18 protein-coding genes and 1 riboswitch are annotated in these 20,842 nt (G+C 73.6%); of the genes, 6 read left to right on the top strand and 12 right to left on the bottom strand.

The features are described from left to right. Window positions 1-201 precede the first annotated feature (201 nt). The 4 genes from ACZ67Q_RS03625 (at window position 202) to ACZ67Q_RS03610 (ending at window position 5,176) form a co-directional block, all read left to right on the top strand. Window positions 202-1,293, top strand: a complete 1,092-nt coding sequence (locus ACZ67Q_RS03625) for a mechanosensitive ion channel family protein (protein ID WP_471175753.1) — start codon at window positions 202-204, stop codon at window positions 1,291-1,293. A 125-nt stretch (window positions 1,294-1,418) separates the two neighbouring features. Continuing rightward, window positions 1,419-1,823: a DUF4186 domain-containing protein gene (locus ACZ67Q_RS03620; RefSeq protein WP_471175751.1), complete on the top strand. Its 405-nt coding sequence runs from the start codon at window positions 1,419-1,421 to the stop codon at window positions 1,821-1,823. Between the two features lie 133 nt (window positions 1,824-1,956). Continuing rightward, window positions 1,957-4,176: an NADP-dependent isocitrate dehydrogenase gene (locus ACZ67Q_RS03615; protein ID WP_471175750.1), complete on the top strand. Its 2,220-nt coding sequence runs from the start codon at window positions 1,957-1,959 to the stop codon at window positions 4,174-4,176. A 202-nt stretch (window positions 4,177-4,378) separates the two neighbouring features. Further along, the gene (locus ACZ67Q_RS03610) at window positions 4,379-5,176 is read left to right on the top strand and encodes an N-formylglutamate amidohydrolase (protein ID WP_471175748.1); all 798 of its coding nucleotides are present in this window, start codon (window positions 4,379-4,381) and stop codon (window positions 5,174-5,176) included. Between the two features lie 18 nt (window positions 5,177-5,194). Here the strand turns inward: ACZ67Q_RS03610 and ACZ67Q_RS03605 are convergent, their stop codons facing one another. From ACZ67Q_RS03605 to ACZ67Q_RS03595, 3 genes are all read right to left on the bottom strand, one after another. Beyond that, window positions 5,195-5,707, bottom strand: coding sequence for a hypothetical protein (locus ACZ67Q_RS03605; RefSeq protein ID WP_471175746.1), 513 nt, complete (start codon window positions 5,705-5,707; stop codon window positions 5,195-5,197). Then, the gene (locus ACZ67Q_RS03600; RefSeq protein WP_471175744.1) at window positions 5,704-6,279 is read right to left on the bottom strand and encodes an RNA polymerase sigma factor; all 576 of its coding nucleotides are present in this window, start codon (window positions 6,277-6,279) and stop codon (window positions 5,704-5,706) included. Before ACZ67Q_RS03600 ends, ACZ67Q_RS03605 begins: the two co-directional genes overlap by 4 nt. A 62-nt stretch (window positions 6,280-6,341) precedes the next feature. Beyond that, window positions 6,342-7,763: a S8/S53 family peptidase gene (locus ACZ67Q_RS03595; protein ID WP_471175742.1), complete on the bottom strand. Its 1,422-nt coding sequence runs from the start codon at window positions 7,761-7,763 to the stop codon at window positions 6,342-6,344. 151 nt (window positions 7,764-7,914) lie between these two features. Between ACZ67Q_RS03595 and ACZ67Q_RS03590 the strand changes: the two genes are divergently transcribed. Further along, entirely contained in the window at window positions 7,915-10,479 is a 2,565-nt protein-coding gene (locus tag ACZ67Q_RS03590; protein ID WP_471176036.1) for a CHAT domain-containing protein, read from the top strand. Between the two features lie 58 nt (window positions 10,480-10,537). Here the strand turns inward: ACZ67Q_RS03590 and ACZ67Q_RS03585 are convergent, their stop codons facing one another. From ACZ67Q_RS03585 to ACZ67Q_RS03545, 9 genes are all read right to left on the bottom strand, one after another. Next, a complete protein-coding gene (locus tag ACZ67Q_RS03585) occupies window positions 10,538-12,322 on the bottom strand; it encodes a LuxR family transcriptional regulator AbsR2 (RefSeq protein WP_471175740.1) in 1,785 nt (594 codons plus the stop codon). A 203-nt stretch (window positions 12,323-12,525) separates the two neighbouring features. After that, window positions 12,526-12,972 (bottom strand): GNAT family N-acetyltransferase, encoded by a 447-nt coding sequence (locus ACZ67Q_RS03580; protein ID WP_471175738.1) that lies wholly within the window; start codon window positions 12,970-12,972, stop codon window positions 12,526-12,528. A gap of 43 nt (window positions 12,973-13,015) precedes the next feature. Next, the gene (locus tag ACZ67Q_RS03575; RefSeq protein ID WP_471175736.1) at window positions 13,016-14,392 is read right to left on the bottom strand and encodes an NtaA/DmoA family FMN-dependent monooxygenase; all 1,377 of its coding nucleotides are present in this window, start codon (window positions 14,390-14,392) and stop codon (window positions 13,016-13,018) included. Between the two features lie 21 nt (window positions 14,393-14,413). Further along, window positions 14,414-15,619, bottom strand: a complete 1,206-nt coding sequence (locus tag ACZ67Q_RS03570) for an LLM class flavin-dependent oxidoreductase (RefSeq protein WP_471175734.1) — start codon at window positions 15,617-15,619, stop codon at window positions 14,414-14,416. Between the two features lie 114 nt (window positions 15,620-15,733). Further along, a complete protein-coding gene (locus ACZ67Q_RS03565; protein WP_471176033.1) occupies window positions 15,734-15,820 on the bottom strand; it encodes a putative leader peptide in 87 nt (28 codons plus the stop codon). Window positions 15,821-15,917: 97 nt separating this feature from the next. Beyond that, complete coding sequence (locus tag ACZ67Q_RS03560) at window positions 15,918-16,937, bottom strand: ABC transporter substrate-binding protein (RefSeq protein ID WP_471175732.1); 1,020 nt, start codon at window positions 16,935-16,937, stop codon at window positions 15,918-15,920. 64 nt (window positions 16,938-17,001) lie between these two features. Beyond that, window positions 17,002-17,982: an amino acid ABC transporter permease gene (locus ACZ67Q_RS03555; protein WP_471175730.1), complete on the bottom strand. Its 981-nt coding sequence runs from the start codon at window positions 17,980-17,982 to the stop codon at window positions 17,002-17,004. Window positions 17,983-18,356: 374 nt separating this feature from the next. Further along, a riboswitch (SAM riboswitch) is annotated at window positions 18,357-18,465 on the bottom strand. 38 nt (window positions 18,466-18,503) lie between these two features. After that, window positions 18,504-19,385, bottom strand: a complete 882-nt coding sequence (locus ACZ67Q_RS03550; RefSeq protein WP_471175728.1) for a glutathione S-transferase C-terminal domain-containing protein — start codon at window positions 19,383-19,385, stop codon at window positions 18,504-18,506. Between the two features lie 320 nt (window positions 19,386-19,705). Beyond that, window positions 19,706-19,822 carry a putative leader peptide gene (locus ACZ67Q_RS03545; RefSeq protein ID WP_361628884.1) on the bottom strand — a complete coding sequence of 39 codons (117 nt, stop codon included), beginning with the start codon at window positions 19,820-19,822 and terminating at the stop codon, window positions 19,706-19,708. A 275-nt stretch (window positions 19,823-20,097) separates the two neighbouring features. Between ACZ67Q_RS03545 and ACZ67Q_RS03540 the strand changes: the two genes are divergently transcribed. Then, window positions 20,098-20,814 (top strand): hypothetical protein, encoded by a 717-nt coding sequence (locus ACZ67Q_RS03540; protein WP_471175726.1) that lies wholly within the window; start codon window positions 20,098-20,100, stop codon window positions 20,812-20,814. Window positions 20,815-20,842 lie beyond the last annotated feature (28 nt).

The following is a 20,842-nucleotide window of genomic DNA, read 5'->3' as shown; positions in this document are numbered from 1 at the left end:
GGCCGCTCGCACCAGCCGCCCGGTTTCGAACTGCTGTCTGCCATACGGCAGGATGAGCGCTCGCGCCGTGCTCTGACGCCCCGTCGGGCGCGCACGGCGCGGATCCCCGATACGAGCAGTTCGAGCAGGTGACAACGTGACGAGACTTCACATCCCGCCGTCGGCCGCGGGCGCCGATGACCGTCCTCGCGGAGGCGGCCGGTGAACCGCGCGCTGACCCTGGACGATCTGGTGCTGGCCGGCATCGCCCTGGCAGCGGGCCTGCTGGCGGCCTTCTTCTCGCGCACCCTGCTGCGCTGGCTGGCCAAGCACGCCAAGCGGACCAAATGGAGCGGCGACGACGTCGTGGTGGACGCCCTGCGCACGGTGGTGCCGTGGGCGGCCATCGCGGGCGGTGCCGCGTCGGCGGCCGCCGTGCTGCCGCTGACGCAGGCCGTGCAACGGACGGTCAACCAGTCCCTGACGGTGTGGCTGATCCTCGTCGTCACCCTGTCGGCGGCCCGGGTGATCGGCGGGCTGGTGAGCGCGGTCACCCAGTCGCGCTCCGGCGTCGCCGGATCCGCGACGATCTTCGTGAACATCACCCGGGTGCTGGTCCTGGCGATCGGCTTCCTGGTGGTGCTGCAGACCCTCGGCATCTCCATCGCGCCCCTGCTCACGGCCCTCGGCGTGGGCGGTCTGGCCGTCGCGCTGGCCTTGCAGGACACGCTCGCGAACCTGTTCGCCGGCATCCACATCCTCGCCTCCAAGACCGTGCAGGTCGGCGACTACATCCGGCTCAGCAGCGGGGAGGAGGGCTACGTCGAGGACATCAACTGGCGGCAGACGACCGTGCGGGCGCTGTCCAACAACCTCGTCGTCATCCCGAACGGTCAGCTGGCCAAGACCAACATGACCAACTTCTCCCGGCCCGAGCAGGAGCTGACGATCCTGGTACAGGTCGGGGTGGCGTACGACAGCGACCTCGATCATGTGGAGCGGGTGACCAACGAGGTGATCTCCGAGGTCATGACCGAGATCACCGGCGCGCTGCCGGACCACGAGCCGACGATCCGCTTCCACACCTTCGGCGACTCCCGGATCGGCTTCACGGTGATCCTGGGCGTCGGCGAGTTCAGCGACCAGTACCGGATCAAGCACGAGTTCATCAAGCGCCTGCACAAGCGCTACCGCGCGGAGGGCATCCACATCCCCGCCCCGGCCCGTACGGTCACGCTCCAGCAGGGCACGGCGACGATCCCGCACCAGCGCACGGTCATGAACACGCCGTCCGAGCTCTTCCCGACGGAGTAGAAGCACCGCCGGGGGCGCGGGGAACCGCGCGATCAGCCACATCCCCTCCGCAGACGCCGGCGAACCGCCACCTACCACCCCGGCAGGCGCATGCCCCCCGGCGGAGCGCCTACGCTCGAAGGGCCATGCCCCCGACGCCCGACCCCCGCACGATCGGCCAACGGCTGGACGCCCTCGCGCGCCAGCCGTTCCGGTCGAAGTTCCACCTGCGCGGCCGCGACCGCGCCACCGCCGAACTGAAGGGCCCGGCGACGATCCGCCGGCACGCCCACGACCTGATCGTGAAGCGCCTCGCGCCGGCCGAGCCGTACAAGGACGGCAAGCAGACGCCGTACCGCGGTCACCCCGTGTTCGTGGCCCAGCACGCGACGGCGACCTGCTGCCGCAGCTGCCTCCAGCGCTGGCACGGGATCCCGAAGGGCCGTGAGCTGAGCCACGCCGAGCGGGAGTACGTGGTGGAGGTGATCTGCCGGTGGATCGCGCGCGAGATGACCGGCGGTACCGGCCCGGACACGGTCCGCCGCCACTGAGCCGAGCGGACTCGGCCGGGCCGCGCGCGAGGCGCCCACGGCGCGGATTCCGGCCAGGACCCTTGTCGAGCCGGACCGGATCACGAGATATCTTGATGTCGAGCAATGTTGCAGACGTGGAGCGGAGCACCCGGTGACTGACTCGACCATCATCTATACGCACACTGACGAGGCCCCGGCCCTGGCGACGTATTCCTTCCTGCCGGTGGTCCAGGCGTACGCCTCGCAGGCCGGTGTCGATGTGAAGACCCGCGACATCTCGCTGGCCGGGCGCATCATCGCCGTGTTCCCGGAGTACCTCACCGAGGACCAGCGCATCCCGGACGCGCTGACCGAGCTGGGCGAGCTGGCCAAGACGCCGGCCGCGAACATCATCAAGCTGCCGAACATCTCGGCGTCCATCCCGCAGCTCAAGGCCGCGATCGCCGAGCTGCAGGGGCAGGGCTACGCGCTGCCGAACTACCCGGACGAGCCGAAGACCGACGAGGAGCGCGAGATCCGCGCCCGCTACGACAAGATCAAGGGTTCCGCTGTGAACCCGGTCCTGCGTGAGGGCAACTCCGACCGCCGCGCCCCCGCCTCCGTCAAGAACTACGCCAAGACCCACCCGCACCGCATGGGCGCCTGGTCCGCCGAGTCCAAGACCGACGTGGCGACGATGGGCGAGAACGACTTCCGCTCCACCGAGAAGTCCGTGATCGTCGACCAGGACGGCACGCTGAAGATCGAGCACGTCGCCGCCGACGGCACCAGCACCGTGCTGCGCGAGTCCGTACCCGTCCTGGCCGGCGAGGTCGTCGACGCGTCCGTGCTGCGCGTCGCCAAGCTGCGTGAGTTCCTCGCCGCGCAGGTCGCCCGCGCCAAGGCCGAGGGTGTGCTGTTCTCCGTGCACCTGAAGGCCACGATGATGAAGGTCTCCGACCCGATCATCTTCGGCCACGTGGTGCGCACCTTCTTCCCCAAGACGTTCGAGAAGTACGGCGAGAAGCTCGCCGCCGCGGGTCTGACCCCGAACGACGGTCTGGGCGGCATCCTCAAGGGCCTCGACGCCCTCCCCGAGGGCGACGAGATCAAGGCCTCCTTCGACGCCGAGCTGGCCGAGGGCCCGGAGCTGGCCATGGTCGACTCCGACAAGGGCATCACCAACCTGCACGTCCCGTCCGACGTGATCATCGACGCCTCGATGCCGGCGATGATCCGCACCTCCGGCCACATGTGGGGCGCCGACGGCCAGGAGCACGACGCGCTCGCCGTCATCCCGGACTCCTCCTACGCCGGCGTGTACCAGGCCGTCATCGAGGACTGCAAGGCCAACGGCGCGTTCGACCCGTCCACCATGGGCTCGGTGCCGAACGTCGGCCTGATGGCGCAGAAGGCCGAGGAGTACGGATCCCACGACAAGACCTTCGAGATCGCGGCCGCCGGCACGGTCCGCGTCGTGGACGCCTCCGGTGCCGTTCTGATCGAGCAGAGCGTCGAGGCCGGTGACATCTTCCGCGCCTGCCAGACCAAGGACGCGCCGATCAAGGACTGGGTGAAGCTGGCCGTCACCCGCGCCCGCGCCACCGGCGACCCGGCCGTGTTCTGGCTGGACGAGAACCGCGCCCACGACGCCAACCTGATCGCCAAGGTCGAGCAGTACCTGCCGGAGCACGACACCGAGGGCCTGGACATCCGCATCCTGTCCCCCGTCGAGGCCACCAAGCTGTCGGTGGAGCGCATCCGCCGCGGCGAGAACACCATCTCGGTGACCGGCAACGTGCTGCGTGACTACCTGACCGACCTGTTCCCGATCCTGGAGCTGGGCACCAGCGCCAAGATGCTGTCGGTCGTCCCGCTGATGGCGGGCGGCGGCCTGTTCGAGACCGGCGCCGGCGGCTCCGCGCCCAAGCACGTGCAGCAGCTGGTCAAGGAGAACTACCTGCGCTGGGACTCCCTCGGCGAGTTCTTCGCCCTGGTCCCGTCCTTCGAGCAGTACGCCGAGGCCACCGGCAACCCCCGCGCCAAGGTCCTCGCCGACACCCTCGACCGCGCCACGGCGACCTTCCTCAACGAGGACAAGTCCCCGACCCGTCGCGTCGGCGGCATCGACAACCGCGGCAGCCACTTCTACCTGTCCCTGTACTGGGCGCAGGAGCTGGCGCGGCAGACCGAGGACGCCGAGCTCGCCAAGGCCTTCCAGCCGCTGGCGGAGACGCTCGCCGCGAACGAGCAGAAGATCGTCGACGAGCTGAACGCCGTCCAGGGCAAGCCGGTCGACATCGGCGGCTACTACCAGCCCGACCCGGCCAAGGCCGCCGCGGTGATGCGCCCGTCGGCCACCTGGAACGAGGCCCTGGCGTCCCTGAGCTGAACGCCCACCCCGCTCCGGACCCGACGCCGGTGACCTGACCGACCCGGGAAAAACACCTCCGCCCCGACCGCGCACCGCCCGGCCGGGGCGGAGGTGTCCTCGGACGCGAACGCCCGGCCGCGTCTTCGGGGCCGGGGAGCGGCTTCGGCTGTGGCACCTTGATCACGCACGCCGTCCCCGACAACGTCCCCGGAGCCGCCCCATGACCCCAGTCGAGCCCTCGTTCGCGCTGCTCCCCGGCGCCGCCGACTCGCCCGTGATCCTGCATGTGCCGCACTGCGCGCGGGAGATACCGGACGACGTGCGCGCCGGGATCGTGCTCGGTGATCCCGCACTGCGGCAGGAGCTGGACCACATCACCGACGCGCACACCGCCGAGATCGCCGAGGAGGCGGCCCGGCTGGCCGGGGTGACGCCGTGGCGTTTCGTCAACCGGCTGTCGCGGCTGGTCGTCGATCCGGAGAGGTTCCCGGACGAGCGGGAGGAGATGGCGGCCGTCGGTATGGGGGCCGTGTACACGCGGACCACCCACCGGGAGGTACTGCGGCCCGACAGCCATGACCCTGAGCCGCTGCTGGAGCGGTACTTCCGGCCCTACGCGCAGGCCATGACCGAGGCCGTCGCGCGCCGGCTCGACTCCGCCGGGCGGGTCGTGATAGTCGACGTGCACTCGTATCCGACCGCGCCGCTGCCGTACGAGCTGCACGGCACGGGCCCGCGCCCGCCGGTGTGCCTGGGCACGGACGCCTTCCACACCCCGCCCGCGCTGCTGAAGGCGGCGCGGGAGGCGTTCGCCGGGTGCGGGGAGACCGGGCTGGACAGCCCGTTCAGCGGGACGTACGTGCCGCTGGACTTCTACGGCCGCGAGCCGCGCGTCTGCGCGCTGATGGTGGAGATCCGCCGGGACACCTACATGAGCGAGCCCGGCGGACCGGCCGGGCCGGGGCTCGGCAGACTCGCCGGTGCCCTGGCCCGGCTCGTGGACGCCGTTTCGGCCTGATCCGCGGCGCGCCCCGGGTCAGGCCCGCAGCCACTCCGTGACGACGACGTCCCCGCCGGTCCGCAACCGCAGGGCGAACGGCCCGGCGGGCGGCGCGGCGGCGCTGAAGCGGCCCATCGTGTCGGCTGTCAGCGCCGCCCCGGCGTGCGGCCCGGTCAGCACCTCCACGCTCGCCGGCTGCGGCGGCAGCACCTGCCCGTACAGCCCCTCGGCGCCCACCTCGACGTCGACCGTCACCTCCCCCGCCTGGAAGGTCAGCATCCGCGGCACGTCCGTCGCCCCGCGCACCGGCAGCGCGTCGGTCAGCGAGTCGAAGGTCAGCTCCGCGATGCGGGCGTCCAGGTCGTGCAGGGCGTACGCCTCGACGGCGATCGCGCTCAGCGCGGCCGGCAGCGGGTCCAGTACGTCCGCGGCCGCCCGCAGCTCCCCCTCCAGCCGGTCCAGTTCCTCTTCCTCGGCCGGCCCGAGGCCGTCCTCGCCCACCGGCCCGAAGTCCTCGTCCACCGGCCCGAGGCCGTCGTCGTCGTTCACCGCACCCCCCGTGCGTCCAGTCGGGCCCGCAGCCGGCGCAGACAGCGCTGGCGCAGCGGGCCGATGCTGCCCACGGCGATGCCGAGCGCCGCGGACACCTCCTGATAGCTGGGCGGCGGGGAGGCCATGAGCACCCGCAGCAGCCCCTGGCACCGCTCTCCCAGCGCCTCCAGCTCGCGCCGCAGCCGGCGGATGCGCTCGCTCTCGGCGGCCGCCTCCTCCGCGTGCAGCAGCGACTGTTCCGGGGTGTGCTCCTCGCTGGCCCGGTCCAGCAGGTACGGATCGTCGGTCAGGGTCAGCCTTTGCAGACTCCTGATCACCTTCAGTGACTCGTGCCGCGCGGTGCTGGCCAGCCACGACCCCGCCTTGTCGGGTTCACGCAGCCGGCCCAGATGCTGGGCGAAGCGGAACCACACGGTCTGGTAGACCTCGTGCGCGTCGGCGTCCGAGAGCCGGTGCGCGCGCACCACGGACCAGACCAGCGGGCTGAGCCCTTCCACCAGCGCCTTCCAGGCCGCGCCGTCACCGTCGACGGCGGACCGGACCAGCGTGCCGACCTCTGCACGGTCCACGGCTGCCCCACCCCTCGTGTACGGCACGTCATGGTACGCCGTACGGAGGGCGGCCCCGCTCGTCATGACGCCGGGGCGGCCGCCGGACGCCAGGTGGGCGGCCGCAGCGCCGGCACGTGCGCGCCGCGGACCTCGGCGAACTCACGGTTGCCGGCGAGCAGTCGGGAGCGGGCGGCGCGCGGGTCGGTCTCCTGGTGGGCGCTCATGTACGCGGCCACGAGCCCGGCGGCCACCGGGGTGGCGAAGGAGGTGCCGCTCCAGTGCGCGAGGCCCTCGAACATCACCTGGTCCGGCTTGGCGCTCGTGTCCCCGTCGTCGCTGAGCAGTCCGCTGTGGCCCGGCGTGGTGCAGGTGCAGGCGTAGGTGAAACCGTAGCGGCAGGCGTCGTAGGTGGAGTGGTGGTAGACGTACGGCACGGGCGTGGTGAAGCCGGTGAACGTGCTGGTGAGGCGCTCGCCCGGCGCATAGGCCCGCACCCAGGGGCCGTGGTTGGTGAAGCAGGCGCCGAACTCGCCGTCGTCGCGCAGCGCGCCGACGCTCAGCACCGCGTCCTCGAAGCCGGGCACGGTGGCGTAGGCGGCGGGCCAGAACGGACTGGCGCTGGAGTTGTTGCCGGCCGCGGCCACCAACAGGGTGCGCTGCTCGCGCAGTTCGCGCATGAAGGCGTCGACGCCGAGCAGGCCGTCGGTGCGGCCGTTGGAGGTGCCGGCCGACAGGCTCAGGATGTCGGGCCAGCCGTGCCGGTCGACGGCGTCGAAGAGCCTGTCGCCGAACTCGGACTCCAGGATGGCGCCGGCGTCGTTGAGGGTGCCGAGGACGGTGATGTCGGTATTGGGCGCGACGGCGGCGAGCAGCCCGGCGATGAAGGTGCCGTGGCCCATGTACTGGCGCAGGACGCCCGACTCGTCGGTCTCCTGGGGGTGCAGGTCGCCCCGGGTGTGGGCGAGCAGCGGGTGGGCGCGGTAGTCGTGGCTGAGGCCGTTGTCGATCACCAGCACGCCCACGGCCCGCTCCGGGTCGTGACCGCCGTCGCCGGGCGCGGGGTTGAGGGGCGCGGCGTGCTCGGCGGGCACGGGCTCGTCGCCGGGGCAGGAGTTCACCGCGATGGACACCACGTGGTTGCGGCTGACCAGCCGGCGTCCGGTGCGGTCCTCGGCCTGCCGCACGGCGCGCAGCGCGTGGCCGACGACGGGGTCGCCGGGGTGGCTGCCCCGGCCGGGGTCGGCGACCTGGACGCGGGTGATGCCGGAGCGGTTGGTCCGAGGGCCCGCACGCCGTACGGGGGCGGGGTCCAGGCCGTCGGTGGCGGTGAAGTGGGCGCGGACCGCGTCCTCGACGAACGCGGCGTCGTCGCCGTCGCGCACGAGGACGACGCCCTTTTCGAAGACGAACTCCGCCGCGTCGTCCGGGCCGAGTGCCAGCGGGACGCCGGGCATGGAGCGCTGGATCTGGTCGAACTGCTCGCGGAACCTCTGTGGTGGCATGTCGTGTTCCTCCCCCTCGAGGCGACCGTCGTAGGTGAGAGCCGCCGGGTCGCCGATTGATACAGAGGCACACCGGTGGGGATGCGGTTCCCGGTCGCCTACCATCCCAAGGGTGACCTCGGGAAGCGACTCGGTGTTCGACCTGCTGCCGATGGTGTTCGCGGCCCCCAACGAGGCGCTGGCGCGGGCACGGGCGGTGCTGGAGGCGGACCCCGGCCCGGTACGCGCCTCCGTGGCGCACCAGGTGATCGGCATCTGGCAGCGGGACTGGGGCGATCTGCGTCTCGCGCTGCGTCATCTGCGGCGTGCCCGGGACCTCGCGGCCCGCGCGGAGCTTGCCGACCGGGAGGCGGACGTGCTGGCCACGCTCGGGGTGGCCCTGGTGCACGCGGGCCGTACCCGGCAGGGCCTGGCCGCGCTGGAGCGGGGCGTCGAGCGCGGCAGCGGGCACACCAGGGCGCAGGTGCTGTTCCGGCGCGCCTACGCCCGCTGGGTGCTCGGCCGGCACCGGGAGGCGCTGGAGGACGTGCGGCGCGCGATCCCCGTGCTGCGGCAGGAGAACGACGTCATCTGGACGGCGCGGGCGCTGACCCTGCGGGCCACCGTGCATCTCGCGCTGGGCTCGGTGGAGCGGGCGGACGCCGACTTCACGGCCGCCGAGGCGCTGTGGGACACCACGGGGCAGGAGCACGACAAGGCCGACGCGGTGGAGAGCCGGGGCCTGGCGGCGTTCCGCGCCGGGGACGTGCCGGTGGCGCTGCGACTGCTGGACGAGGCGGAGAAGCGGTACGCGGAGCTCGGCACGCCCACATTCATGCTGAACATCAGGCGCTGTGAGGTGCTGATGGCCGCGGGGCTCGCCCCGGAGGCGCTGGCCGAGGCGGACGCGGCGATCCGGGCGCTGGACGGGATCGGGGGGCAGCCGACCCGCAAGGCGGAGCTGCTGCTGGCCGCCGCGCGGGCCGCCCGCCCGGCCGGTGATCCGCACACCGCGGTCGCCCGGGCGGCGGTGGCGGTACGGCTGTTCGCGGCGCAGCGGCGCCCGTGGTGGGAGGCGCACGCACGGCTGGTGCTGATCGAGGCGCGGTTCGCCGCCGGGCGGCCCTCCGGGCGGCTGGTGGCGGACGCGGCGCGGGTCGCCGAGCGGCTGGCGTCGTTCGGGGCGCCGGCCGCGCCGGAGGCGTCCCTGCTGGCCGGGCGGATCGCGCTGGCGCTGGGCCGGCCGCAGGACGCCGAGCGGCATCTGGCGCTGGCGGCGCGCAGCCGGCACGGCGGGCCGCCCCTGGCCCGGATCACCGGCTGGGCGGCGCAGGCGCTGCGCGCGCGGGCCGCCGGGTCGAGCCGGGGCGTGCTGCAGGCGTGCCGCAGCGGTCTGGCCGTGCTGGACGCCCACCGGATGACGCTCGGCGCCTCGGAGTTGCGGGCCCGCGCCACCGAGCAGGGCGCGGAGCTGGCGGCGATGGCGCAGCGGGCGAGCCTGGACTGCGGTGGGCCGCGCCGGCTGCTGGAGTGGAGCGAGCGCTGGCGGGCGACCGCGCTGAGCGCGCCGCCCACCCGTCCGCCCGCCGATCCGGCGCTGCTGAGCAACCTGACCGCGTTCCGGGAGATCGCGGCCCGTGCGGAGGAGGCCCGCGCGGAGGGCCGGGCCGTGCCGGCGCTGGAGCGTGAACAGCGGCGGCTGGAGCGGGAGATCCGCTCCCGCACCCTGCATCTGCGCGGGGACGCGCCCGGCGGCGCCGACCGGTTCGACACGGGGCGGCTGCTGGAACGGCTCGGCGAGGGTCGGCTCGCCGAACTCGCCGTGGTGGACGGGCGAGTGCATGTCCTGCTGGTCGGGCGGGGCCGGGTGCGGCGGTTCACGGCCGGCCTGCTCGCCGAGGCGGAGGCGGAGGCGGAGCATGTGCAGGCGGGGCTGCGCCGGCTCGCGCATCCCGGCGGGGAGGCCCGGCTGCCGGTGCTGCTGGCCGCGGGGCGGCGGCTGGAGGAGCTCCTGCTGGGCGAGGCGGCCCGGCATCTGGGCTCCGGTCCGCTGGTCGTCGTACCGCCGGGGCGGTTGCATCGCGTGCCGTGGGCGGTGCTGCCGTCGCTGAAGGAGCGGGTGGTGAGCGTGTCGCCGTCGGCGAGCAGCTGGCTGCGCGCCCGTGACACCGAGCCGCCGACAAACGGCCGGCAGGTCCTGGTCCGCGGGCCGGGGCTGGCCACCGGTGGGGCGGAAGTGCCGGAACTGGCCGGGCGGTACGGCGCGCCGACGCTGCTGGAGGACGACCGGGCGCGCACGGCGCGGGTGCTGGCGGAACTGGACGGCGCGGCGCTCGCGCACATCGCCGCGCACGGCGTCTTCCGCGCCGACAGCCCGCTGTTCTCGTCGCTGCGGATGGCCGACGGGCCGCTCATCGTGCACGACTTCGAACGCCTCGCGCGCAGTCCGTACCGGATCATCCTGTCCTGCTGCGACACCGCCCGCTTCGCCTCCGTCGGAGCCGACGAACTGCTCGGCCTGGTCACGGCGTTGCTGCCGCTGGGCACCGCCGGTGTGGTGGCGGCGAGCGCGCCGGTCAACGACGCGGCGGTGGTCCCGCTGATGCTGGCGCTGCACAAGGGACTCGGCGGCGGCCTGTCGCTCGCGGAGGCGCTGCGCGACGCCCGCGCCGCCGTCCCGGACGACGCGCTGCACCAGGCGACGGGCTGGTCGTTCACCGCGTTCGGCGCGGCGTGACGACCTTCTGGCTGCGACCGGGAGGCGCCGTACCTCAACGTGTTCCGAACGACGAGCCCTAGGCGGACTGCTGGTCCCGGGTTGGTTCCACCAGCCACGGCAGGGCCTCGCGGTCGCCGGTGCCGAGGCGGGTGTAGGCGCCGTAGAGGTGGTTGCCGACGGTCCGCACGGACAGGGTGAGCCGCTCGGCGATCTGGCGGTTGCTCAGACCGGCTGCGGCGAGGGTGACGATCTGCCGCTGGCGGGCGGTGAGTTCGCCCAGCACCAGACCGGTCAGCGCGGGGGTGCGCGCGCCCGGGCAGCGACGGGCGAGGGCGGCGGCCCGGGTGCGCGCGGTGCGTGCGGCGGTCGGGTCGCGGTGCGCGGGCACCGCCTGGGCGTGCGCCTCGGCCGCGAAGAGCAGGAAGCCGCGTTCGGCCAGTTCCTCGGCCACCCGGTCCAGGGCGGGGCCGTCCGCGCGGGCGAGGGCTTCGGCGTGCCGCGCGAAGACGCTGCCGGGCGGGAGCAGCCCGATGGCCCGCTCCGGGGCGCCGAGCCGGACGGCGTCGTAGGCGTCGCCGGGGCCGATCAGATCGAGCGCCGCGGCCGGCTCCCCGCGTGCGGCGGCGCACCACGCGGAGGTCACCCCGTCCGGCACCGGGTCCCCCGACTGGGCGGTGGCGAGCGCCAGTTCGGTACGGCAGTCCGGGTCGTCGGGGCTGAGGCGGGCCCAGGCCGCCGCCTCGCGGAGTGCGCCGCGCAGGCGGGCGAAGCGGGAACGCAGGGCGGCGTGCGCGGCCGGGACTCCGGTGCCCTCCGTCGCGAGCCAGTCCCCCACAGGGGTGGGCAGCGCGGTGACGTCGTCGGCGTCGAGACGGCGTTCCAGCGCGGCCGTCTCGGCCTTCAGGGCGAGGGCGAGGTCGTCCGCGGCGGGGGCCAGGCGGCGGGCGCGCAGGCGGCCGGCGGTGGCACGCAGCACCGGGCCGTGCAGGGGGTGGGCGAGGCGTACGGCGTCGTGCTCGTCCACGTCGATCAGGCCGACGGCCTCCAGGCGTTCGAGGGCCGGCAGGTCAAGGGCGCCGGCGTCCAGCGGCAGGGGCTCGGCGAAGGCGAGGCGGTCGAGCGTCTCGCGCTCGGCGGGGCAGGCCCGCTCGAGCGGCGTCGCGGCGTGCTCCCTGACCGCCGGGGTGACCGGCAGCGGGCCCCGCCACGCCCAGGTGCCGGTCCCGGGCACGGGCGTGAGCCGCCCGTGGGCGCGCAGCGTGTCCAGCAGGTCGCGCAGCAGTCTCAGGTCGCCGTGGGCGAGCCGGTGCAGACGGGCCGCGGTCAGCGGTTCCGGGGCGCGGCCGGCGCCGGTCGCGAGCAGGGTCGCGGTGTCCTCGGCGGGCAGGGGCGCGAGGGCGAGGCGGGGCAGCAGATCGCCCGTCCACAGCCGGGCGATGGGGGCCGGCACCGGGTGGCCGTCGGTGAGGAGGACCAGCAGCCGGGTACGGCCGTGCACGGCCAGCTGGTGGACCAGCGCGGCCGAGGCGTCGTCCAGCCACTGGGCGTCGTCGACGAGCAGCTGCCGTACGCCGCCGAGCCGGCGCAGCGCCTCGTGCGGGGCACCCGTGCCGGGCATCAGCGGGGCGAAGGCGGCGTAGGGCAGCTGCTGGGCGCCGGGGGTGCCGGCGATCCTCGCGCAGTCGGTGCCGCGTACGGCCTCGGCGGCCAGCCGGGTCTTGCCGCTGCCGGCGCCGCCCGTCACCACCAGCCCGGGCCGGCCGCCCGCCAGTGAGCGGCGGACGAGTTCCCTTTCGTCCTCGCGCCCGGTGAACGGCCAGGGCAGCCGCAGGGTGCGCGCGTCGCGTTCGTAGGTCGTCACGACAACAGGAGCGCCGCTACTCGGTTCTGATACAGGGCGACTTGAGTAGCCCCCGACTCAGGCGGCCGGACGGCGGCCCCGGGCAGGCTGGTGGCGGTTCATCCAGCGTGTACGGCATCACCTGAACCACAGTCCGGCGCCGGGGGAACGCGGCCGGCACGCCATCCTCGGGGGAGGTGACGTGCCGGCCGCGGCCGGCGCGCTCAGGGCGGCAGGATGCGGGTGAACACGATCCTGGCCGCACCGGGCCCGTCGTAGTCGTCCTCCACACGCGCCTCGAAGCCGAGGCTGCGGTGGAAGGCGAGCGAGCCGCTGTTGCCGACCGAGGTGATCGCCTTCAGACGGACCGCGCCCTGGCCGCGGGCCGCCTCGGTGAACGTCTCGTACAGCCGGCGGCCCAGGCCCGTGCCGCGGCAGTCGTCGCGGGTGGCGATCAGATGGACGTAGCCGGTGCCGTCCGGGGTGACGAAACCCACGAGGTAGCCGCGGATGCCGTCGTCGGCACGGGCCACCAGGCAGGTGCCGCCGAACTCCCGGACGAACACCGGCTGGTGCAGGGCGCGCAGGTCGCGCTCGCCCCAGTAGCGGGGGTGGTCCGTCACCACCTGGTGCAGGTCCCGCACCGTGGCCCGGGTGATGTCGAGTGTCATGGGCCGATCATGGCACCCGGGGCCCCGGTGGGCGCCGTGCGGGTCAGGAAGCCGCCCGCTCGCCGCGCACCGCGTCGTCCGGGTGGGCGAGGCCCAGGTGGTCGCGCAGGGTGGTGCCCTCGTAGTCGGTGCGGAAGACGCCCTGTTCCTGCAGGATCGGGACGACGGTGTCGGCGAACTCGTCCAGGCCGCCGGGGGTGATGTGCGGGACGAGGATGAAACCGTCGGAGGCGTCGGACTGCACGAACTCGTTGATGGCCGCCGCCACGGTGGCCGGGGAGCCGACGAAGCTCTGCCGGTTGCCGGTGTGGATGACGAGGTCGCGGATCGACCAGTTGTTCGCCTCGGCCAGCTCCCGCCACTCGCGGGCGGTGGCCAGCGGGTCGCGGTACATGCGCACCTGGGCGCGGCCGCGGGCGATGTGGTCCTCGCTGACGTCGGGGTCGATGTCGGGCAGCGGGCCCTCCGGGTCGTATCCGGACAGGTCCCGGTTCCAGACGAACTCCAGGTGGCGGATCGCGGTGGCGCCGCTGACCTGCTGCCGGCGCACTTCGCGGGCCGCTTCCTCGGCCTCGGCGTCGCTGTCGCCGAGCACGAAGGTCGCGGCGGGCAGGATCAGCAGCTGTTCGGGGCGGCGGCCGTAGCGGGCGAGGCGGCGCTTGACGTCCTGGTAGAAGGCCCGGCCGGCGTCCAGGGTGCCGTAGCGGCTGAAGATGGCGTCGGCCTCGGCGGCGGCGAACTCGCGGCCCTCGTCGGAGTCGCCCGCCTGGAAGATCACCGGGCGGCCCTGCGGGGAGCGCGGGACGTTGAAGCGACCGTGGATGTCGAAGTGCTTGCCCTGGTGTACGAACGCGCCGGCCTTGGCGTCGGACAGGAAGGTGCCAGTGGCCTGGTCGGCGACGATCTCGTCGCCCCGCCAGGAGTCGAACAGCTCGTGCGCGGTGGCGAGGAATTCCCGGGCGCGGCTGTAGCGCTCCTCCTGCGGCAGGAAGCCGCCGCGGCGGAAGTTCTCGCCGGTGAAGGCGTCCCAGGAGGTGACGACGTTCCACGCGGAGCGGCCGCCGGAGAGGTGGTCGAGGCTGGCGAACTGCCGGGCCACCTCGTAGGGCTCGTTGAACGTGGAGTTGATGGTGCCGGTCAGTCCGAGGTGCTCGGTGACGGCGGCGAGCGCGGCCAGCACGGTGAAGGTGTCGGGGCGGCCGACGACGTCCAGGTCGTAGATCTTCCCGGCGTGTTCGCGCAGGCGCAGGCCCTCGGCGAGGAACAGGAAGTCGAACTTGGCGCGTTCGGCGGTCTTCGCGAAGTGCACGAAGGAGTCGAACTCGATGTGGCTGCCGGCCTTCGGGTCGCTCCACACGGTGGTGTTGTTGACGCCGGGGAAGTGCGCGGCCAGGTGGATCTGCTTCAGCGGCTTGGTCATGGCGGTGGGTACTCCTCCGGCTCAGGCGGTCGCGGCGTAGCGGTTGGCGGGGCGGGCGAGGCCCAGCAGGCCGCGCAGGGTGCCGGCCTCGTAGGCGCGGCGGAAGGCGCCACGGCGCTGGAGTTCGGGGACCAGCCCGCGGGTGATGGCGGGCAGGTCGTGCCCCGCGACGGCGGGGCGGAGCCGGAACCCGGTCAGACCCGCCGCCTGGAACTCCTGGAGCAGATCGGCGAGTTCGGCCGGGGTACCGGTGAAGATCCGCGCGTCGCTCGTGTACGGCTCACCGGCCGCGGCGTCCAGCCGCTCCCGGCGGGCGGCGGCCGCGCCCGGGTCGTCGTCCAGGAAGACGACCAGGTCGGCGAAGACGTGCAGCGGCTGACCGGCCCGCCCGGCGGCCTCCTGCTCGGCGCGGATCTCGGCGGTGATCGCGCGGGCCTGCCCGGTGTCGTGCGGGGTGACGTAGCCGACGTCGGCCTGGCGGGCGACGAGCCGGTAGGGGACGCTCCAGTGGGCGAGCGCGGTGACGAGGGGCTGGCCCTGCGGCGGGCGGGGCGTGATGGAGGGGCCCTTGACGCTGAAGTGCCGGCCTTCGAAGTCGATGTAGTGCAGCTTGTCCCGGTCGATGAAGCGCCCGGTGGCCACGTCCCGGATCTCCGCGTCGTCCTCCCAGCTGTCCCACAGCCGGCGCACGACCTCCACGTGGTCGGCGGCCTCGTCGAACAGCTCGGTCACCACGTCCCGCGCGGCGGGGCTGTCGTAGGCGTCGATCCGGGCAACGGTCCGGCGGCCGAAGTGGGCGGCCTCGGTGGGGCGGGCGGAGATCTGCACGCGCAGGCCGGCCCGGCCGGTGCTGACGTAGTCCAGGGTGGCGATGGCCTTGGAGATGTGGAACGGCTCGGTGTGGGTGGCGACGACGGTCGGCACCAGGCCGATGTGCGAGGTCAGCGGTGCGACACGGGAGGCGATCAGGACGGCGTCGAGCCGGCCGCGTACCTGGTCGGTGCGCTCGTCGGGATCGAGGAAGTGCGAGGACTGCGGACCGAGGCCGTCCTCGATCGTCACGAAGTCGAGCAGTCCGCGTTCGGCCTCGGTGACGAGGTCGGCCCAGTATCCGGCGGTGAACAGGTCGCGGGGCCGGGCCACCGGCTCGCGCCAGGAGGCGGGATGCCAGCCGGTGCCGTCCAGGGCGACGGCGAGGTGCACGGGAGCAGCGGGAGTCGAGGACACGAGGGGTGCCTTCCTGGAGGTCTGCGGGGACGCGCCGGCCCCGGGGAGCGACGGGGCGCGGGCGCGGCGGAGGCCGCGAGGGCGGCCGGGTGACGGAGGATCCGGCGGGACGCGTCAGGCGCGACAGAGCGCGCCGGCCACGCGCAGCAGATCGATGTGCGCCCGGGTGTGGAGGCGGACGGCGTGCGGACTGCGGAGCACGGGCGTCACCTCCGGGGTGCGGGCGGGCGCGGCGGCTGCGGCCGCGCGAGGGTCGTCGTGGGTTCAACGCCCGGACCGGACATGGGTGTTCCCGGCGTCAGGAGTTGTCCAGCGGCAGGCCGGGCGGGTTGATCTGTGACGTGGCGACGGCCTCGTTCGAGAGGTTCCACGCCTTGAGCCACTGCGCGTACTGACCGCTCTTGATGAGGTGGTTGATGGCGTCGGCGACCGGCTTGGCCAGTCCGCTGCCCTTCTTGGTGGTGGCGGCGATCAGCCCCTGCAAGGTGGCCCCGGCCCCGGAGAAGGTGCCCGCGGTGCGGGTGGCCTGCGGGGTCTTCGCTGTCTGGGTGACGTGGTAGGCGATGCCCGGGTTGGGGCCGAAGTAGGCGTCGATCTTGCCGCTGTTCAGGGCCAGGTAGGTGCTGTTGTGGTCCTGGTAGTACTTGACGGTGAGCTTCTTGCCCTCGCTCTGAAGCTTCTTCTTCCACTCCAGCAGGATCCGCTCCTGGTTGGTGCCGCTGCCGACGGCGACGGTCTTGCCGGCGAGGGCACGGTAGTCGCCGTCGAACGTCCAGGTGTCGGCCTTGGGGACCTCGAAGGCGAGGTTGTCCTGCCGGTAGGAGGCGAACTCGTACTTGCGCTTGCGCTCCTCGGTGTCGGTGACGTTGGAGAAGAGGACGTCGGACTTGCCGCTGTCGAGGCCGACGAACATGTTCTCCCAGGTGGCGTTGCGCAGTTCGGGCTTGAGGCCGAGGACCGCGGCGACCAGCCGGCCGAGGTCGGGTTCGGCGCCGGTGAGGGTCTTCTGGTCGCCGCCGACGTAGGCCAGCGGCGGGAAGCCGGACGGCAGGGCGCCGACGCCGACACGGAGAGTGCCGCGCTTTCTGATCTCGGCAGGCACCTCGGCGCTGAGGGACTTCACCTCGCTCACCTTCACAGCGGCCTCCTGGGCGGCGCCGTTGGACAGCCGTCCCACGGTCACCGTCCCGGCGGTGTCGGCCGTGGTCGCGGCCTCGCTGTCCCCGCCGCAGGCGGCGAGGGAACCGGCGAGGAGCGCGGCGGCCGTGGCGGCGGTGAGGCCGCGCAGCAGGTGACGTCGGGTGCTGTGGGTGGTCATGGCTGTCCTTGTCGCTGGGTGAACGGGGTGAACGGGTGAGCGGAGGGAGACGACGGCAGGCCTGTCATAGGGCGGCCTCGCGGCGGGCGCGGGCCCGCAGGCCGGTGAGACCTGCGCGCAGGCGCTGCAGCGGGGTCGGCGGCAGGGAGCGGGCGGCGCCACGGGCGTAGTGGCGTTCGACGTAGAACTGCACGACGGAGATCGCGCTGGTGAGCAGCAGGTACCAGACGGTGACGACCAGCAGCAGCGGCACGATGTCGCCGGGGTAGGTGGAACCCATGGTCTGCGCGGCGCCGAACAGGTCGAGCAGGGAGACGTAGAAGACCAGCGAGGTGCTCTTGACGAGGCCGATCAGCTGGTTGACGTAGTTCGGGATGATGGAGCGCAGCGCCTGCGGCAGCGTGATCCGGGTGAACTGGCGGCTCCTGGGCAGGCCGAGGGCCGCCGCCGCGTCGTGCTGGCCCTGGTCGACGGAGAGGATGCCGCCGCGCACCACCTCGGCGGCGTAGGCGGCCTCGTTGAGGCTGAGGCCGACGACAGCGACGACCATGTCGGTGGCCAGCCGCGACTCGTCGAACGTGAGGAAGGCCGGCCCGAAGGGGACGCCGAGACTGAGGGTCTTGTACAGGGCGGAGAAGTTGTACAGGAACAGCAGGACGACGATGAGCGGGATGGACCGCAGCGCCCAGACGTACGTCCAGCTGACCAGGCGCAGCACCGGGCTGCGGGACAGCCGGGCGAGCGCCAGCAAGATCCCGCCGAGGAGGCCGAGGACCGCGCTGTAGGCGGTGACCTCCAGGGTGATGAGGAGGCCGTCGAGGATGGTGGGACGGGAGAACCAGTAGCCGAAGCGGTCCCACTGGTAGAAGCTGTTGGTGGCCAGTCCGTGCACGAACTGCGCGAGCAGGACGAGCACGACGGCCGTGGCGACCCAGCGCCCGGGATGCCGCAACGGCACGACACGGGGCGGGTGTTGCTTCTCCGGCACTGTGTCGGTGGCCGGTGGTTCGGCGAGGGAGACGGCGACGCCTTGGGGTTGGCTCATGGAGGGCTCCGGCGGGGAGTCGGCGCCCCTCGGCCGCGGCGGGCCGCGCGCGCCCGCGTCCGGGCAGCGCGGGGCGGCTGCCGGGCGGACGGGGCGGGGCGCGGGAAAACGCACGGGACCGGGGGCTCGGGCGGGCGACGGCACGCCGCGGGTGCGGGGTGCGGCGAAGGAGCGCGGGGCGGACGGCTGAGAGGTCAGCCCCGGCAGCGGGCTCGGCCCGGTGCGGTACACAGTGCGCTGTTGACGCGCAGGAGATCGACGGCACGGTCGGCGACCAGCGGGTTCGCATACGGCCGCACGCAGCCCACGGCGCGGCGGGCCGCCGTGCTGGGAGCTGCGTGCATCACGTCACCGTCACTGTTCCGGCCCCACGGGCCTCGCGCTTACCGAACGTCATCCGGTCCGGTCGTCACCTGGGGCACCCCACCGCGGAGCGAGGGTTGCCGGTCAGCGAGCCAGGGCTTGTCGCTGACGCTCATGACCGTTCTGGGCCGTAATTAAGACAGCTGCCCGAACAGCTGTCAACGGCCGTCCGCCTGCTGGGACCTGGCGTGAGAGGCCCAGTCGAGGATCTGTACGGCGGAACCGGCGGCCTCCAGTCCGCGGCAACGGGCGTGGTGGCGGCGGGCGATGCCGTCGAGGTCGAGGTGGGCGCCGAAGGCCGGGTGGGCGGCCAGGCGGCGGGCGTGGGACCACAGGGCGGCGTGAGCGGCGACGCGCTGCACGGCGGCGGCGTCCAGGTGATGCCGGTGCACGGTGTCGAGTTGCACCAGCGTGACCCACAACTCGATGTCGGCCGCGGTGAGTCGGTCGCCGAGGAGATACCTCTGGCCGCTCAGCAGCCGCTCGGCGTCGTCCAGCGCGGTCAGCAGGGTGCGCAGGGCGGCCGCCCGCTCGGCGGGGTCGGCGGCGGCCGATCCGGCGCGCTGGGCCGCCTCTTCGATGCCGTCGGCGCACAGCCGCTCCACGGCCTCGATCCCGGCGGCGTCGGCGCGAGGGTAGAGCGAGGGGTGGCCGGAGGCGAAGTGCCGGTCGAGGTCGCGCATGATGTCGCGGGCGTGCGTGCTGACGATCCGCCCGGACCAGTCGTCGCTGAGCACGGGGGCGAGGGCGGGGCCCGGGTAGCGGTGGGCGCTGGCCTCGTACAGCGGGCGCAGCGTGACGTGACCGCCGTCGGGGCAGTCCGGGACGGCGGGCAGGAAGGTGACCGGACAGCTCTCGTCGAGCCCGAGCAGGCTGTGCGTGACGGCGATGCGCAGCCCGTCGGGACTGGCGGTCGACACGTGCAGCCGGTAGCGGCGGGGCACGGCGTAGTGCCCACTGCGCGCGTCCCGCCCGATCCGCCCCCGGAAGGCGGACGCGGACGACACGGAGGAATGGGCGGCGAGCGGTGCGATGGACATGGGTCTCCCGGGGATCGGGCGCGCGGAAGCGCGCGGGGGTGCGAGGGCGGACGGCCCCCGTGGGGCGACGGTGACCTTTGCGGCCACTCGGGTGGCTCCGTGAACGGCGACGCGGAGGGCAGAGGTGCTGCCGACGGCCCGGCGGGAGGGCACCGTACGAACGGCCGCGAGCCGGGCGTGTGTCGGCCTCCGGCGGGCGGACCGCACGAACAGCCGCGTGCCCGGGGCGTGCCGGCCGCCGCCGGTGCGCGGCACGCGAAGGCGCGGGGCCGAGCCCGGGCTCAGGCCCTGACCTCAGGCCCTGACCTCAGGCCCTGGGCTCAGGCGGCGGGACCGATGGCGCTGCAGACGCGCAGCAGGTCGATGTGACGGCGGGAGGTGAGCAGGGGCGACCGGCTCGCTCGGGCGTGGGCCGGGAGCGGTGCGCGAGTCCTCATGCCATTCCCTACCTGTTCACTAGGATTCCCTGTTCTGGAGTGTCGATCGGTCACGGTTCACCGTCAAGGGGGCGTCCACTGGTTGGTCGGACCCGGACGCGCCGGACGCGCTCTCCGTCCCTGTCACCCGTCACATGATCCGCGCCCCGTGACGGCATTGTCCGGAGTCCGTGACACAGCACGTTCCGGGGGTGCGGCGTGAGCTGAGGCGCTGTTACGTTCCCGGCCTGTGTGCGGCCGACGCGGCCGCCCGTGACCAGGGGGGACATCCCGACATGACCGTTCATCGCCTCAGACCCGCCGTCATCGCGCTCGCCGCCGCCGGGCTGGCCGCAGCGCTGACCGCCTGTCAGGGGGGCCACTCCCCCGCCGGAGCCGAGGGTCAGCCGAGCGCCGCCGCCACGGCGAGCCAGGCGTCCGGCACGTCCGGCGGCGGCAACGGCGGGGCGGCCTCGGGCGCCGGGGGGACCGGAGCCGCTGGTTCCACGGCGGGGGCCGCAGGGTCGGGGGGTGCCGGTTCCACCGCGACCGCGTCGCCGGGTGCGGCCGGTGCCGGAGCGTCCAAGGCCAAGCCCGCCTCCAAGGCCTCCGGCCCGGCGAAGAGCACGGCACCGGCCGCCGACTGCGCCGACAAGGCGCCGGACCCGGACCATGTCGACCCCGACGAGATCGCCGTGTACCGCGTCGAGGAACTCCCCGCGAGCACCGGGAAGGTGAACCTCGTCATTCAGCACGGGGCGTGGGGTTGCCCCGGCAAGGACTCCGACGGGACGCCGTTCGTCGTGACCGGCGAGGACAGCCGCTGGGCCCTCGACCAGGCCGCGTACGTCACCGCCACCAACCCCGTCGTCGCCGGCAGCGGGAACCAGCGCATCGGTGTGCAGGAGCTCGTCGACTGGATCAAGGCGCACCCCGACTCCGGCCTGGTGTTCAAGTACGCGACCGGTGACGACGGCGCCATCCACAGCCTGGAGCAGGTCTACATGCCGTGAAACAGTCGAGGGCCGGTTGCGGACTCCT

The organism is Streptomyces sp. NPDC036813 (genome assembly GCF_055609245.1).
The sequence above is the reverse complement of the archived record's forward strand: the minus strand, read 5'-3'. Positions and strand labels throughout refer to the sequence as shown.

What these genes read in the sequence shown, in the direction of transcription:
- ACZ67Q_RS03620 (WP_471175751.1), top strand. Translation starts at nt 1,419, where the DNA reads ATGCCCCCGACGCCCGACCCCCGCACGATCGGCCAACGGCTGGACGCC.
- ACZ67Q_RS03610 (WP_471175748.1), top strand. Translation starts at nt 4,379, where the DNA reads ATGACCCCAGTCGAGCCCTCGTTCGCGCTGCTCCCCGGCGCCGCCGAC.
- ACZ67Q_RS03595 (WP_471175742.1), bottom strand. Translation starts at nt 7,763, where the DNA reads ATGCCACCACAGAGGTTCCGCGAGCAGTTCGACCAGATCCAGCGCTCC.
- ACZ67Q_RS03590 (WP_471176036.1), top strand. Translation starts at nt 7,915, where the DNA reads ATGGTGTTCGCGGCCCCCAACGAGGCGCTGGCGCGGGCACGGGCGGTG.
- ACZ67Q_RS03580 (WP_471175738.1), bottom strand. Translation starts at nt 12,972, where the DNA reads ATGACACTCGACATCACCCGGGCCACGGTGCGGGACCTGCACCAGGTG.
- ACZ67Q_RS03575 (WP_471175736.1), bottom strand. Translation starts at nt 14,392, where the DNA reads ATGACCAAGCCGCTGAAGCAGATCCACCTGGCCGCGCACTTCCCCGGC.
- ACZ67Q_RS03560 (WP_471175732.1), bottom strand. Translation starts at nt 16,937, where the DNA reads ATGACCACCCACAGCACCCGACGTCACCTGCTGCGCGGCCTCACCGCC.
- ACZ67Q_RS03555 (WP_471175730.1), bottom strand. Translation starts at nt 17,982, where the DNA reads ATGAGCCAACCCCAAGGCGTCGCCGTCTCCCTCGCCGAACCACCGGCC.
- ACZ67Q_RS03550 (WP_471175728.1), bottom strand. Translation starts at nt 19,385, where the DNA reads ATGTCCATCGCACCGCTCGCCGCCCATTCCTCCGTGTCGTCCGCGTCC.
- ACZ67Q_RS03545 (WP_361628884.1), bottom strand. Translation starts at nt 19,822, where the DNA reads ATGAGGACTCGCGCACCGCTCCCGGCCCACGCCCGAGCGAGCCGGTCG.
- ACZ67Q_RS03540 (WP_471175726.1), top strand. Translation starts at nt 20,098, where the DNA reads ATGACCGTTCATCGCCTCAGACCCGCCGTCATCGCGCTCGCCGCCGCC.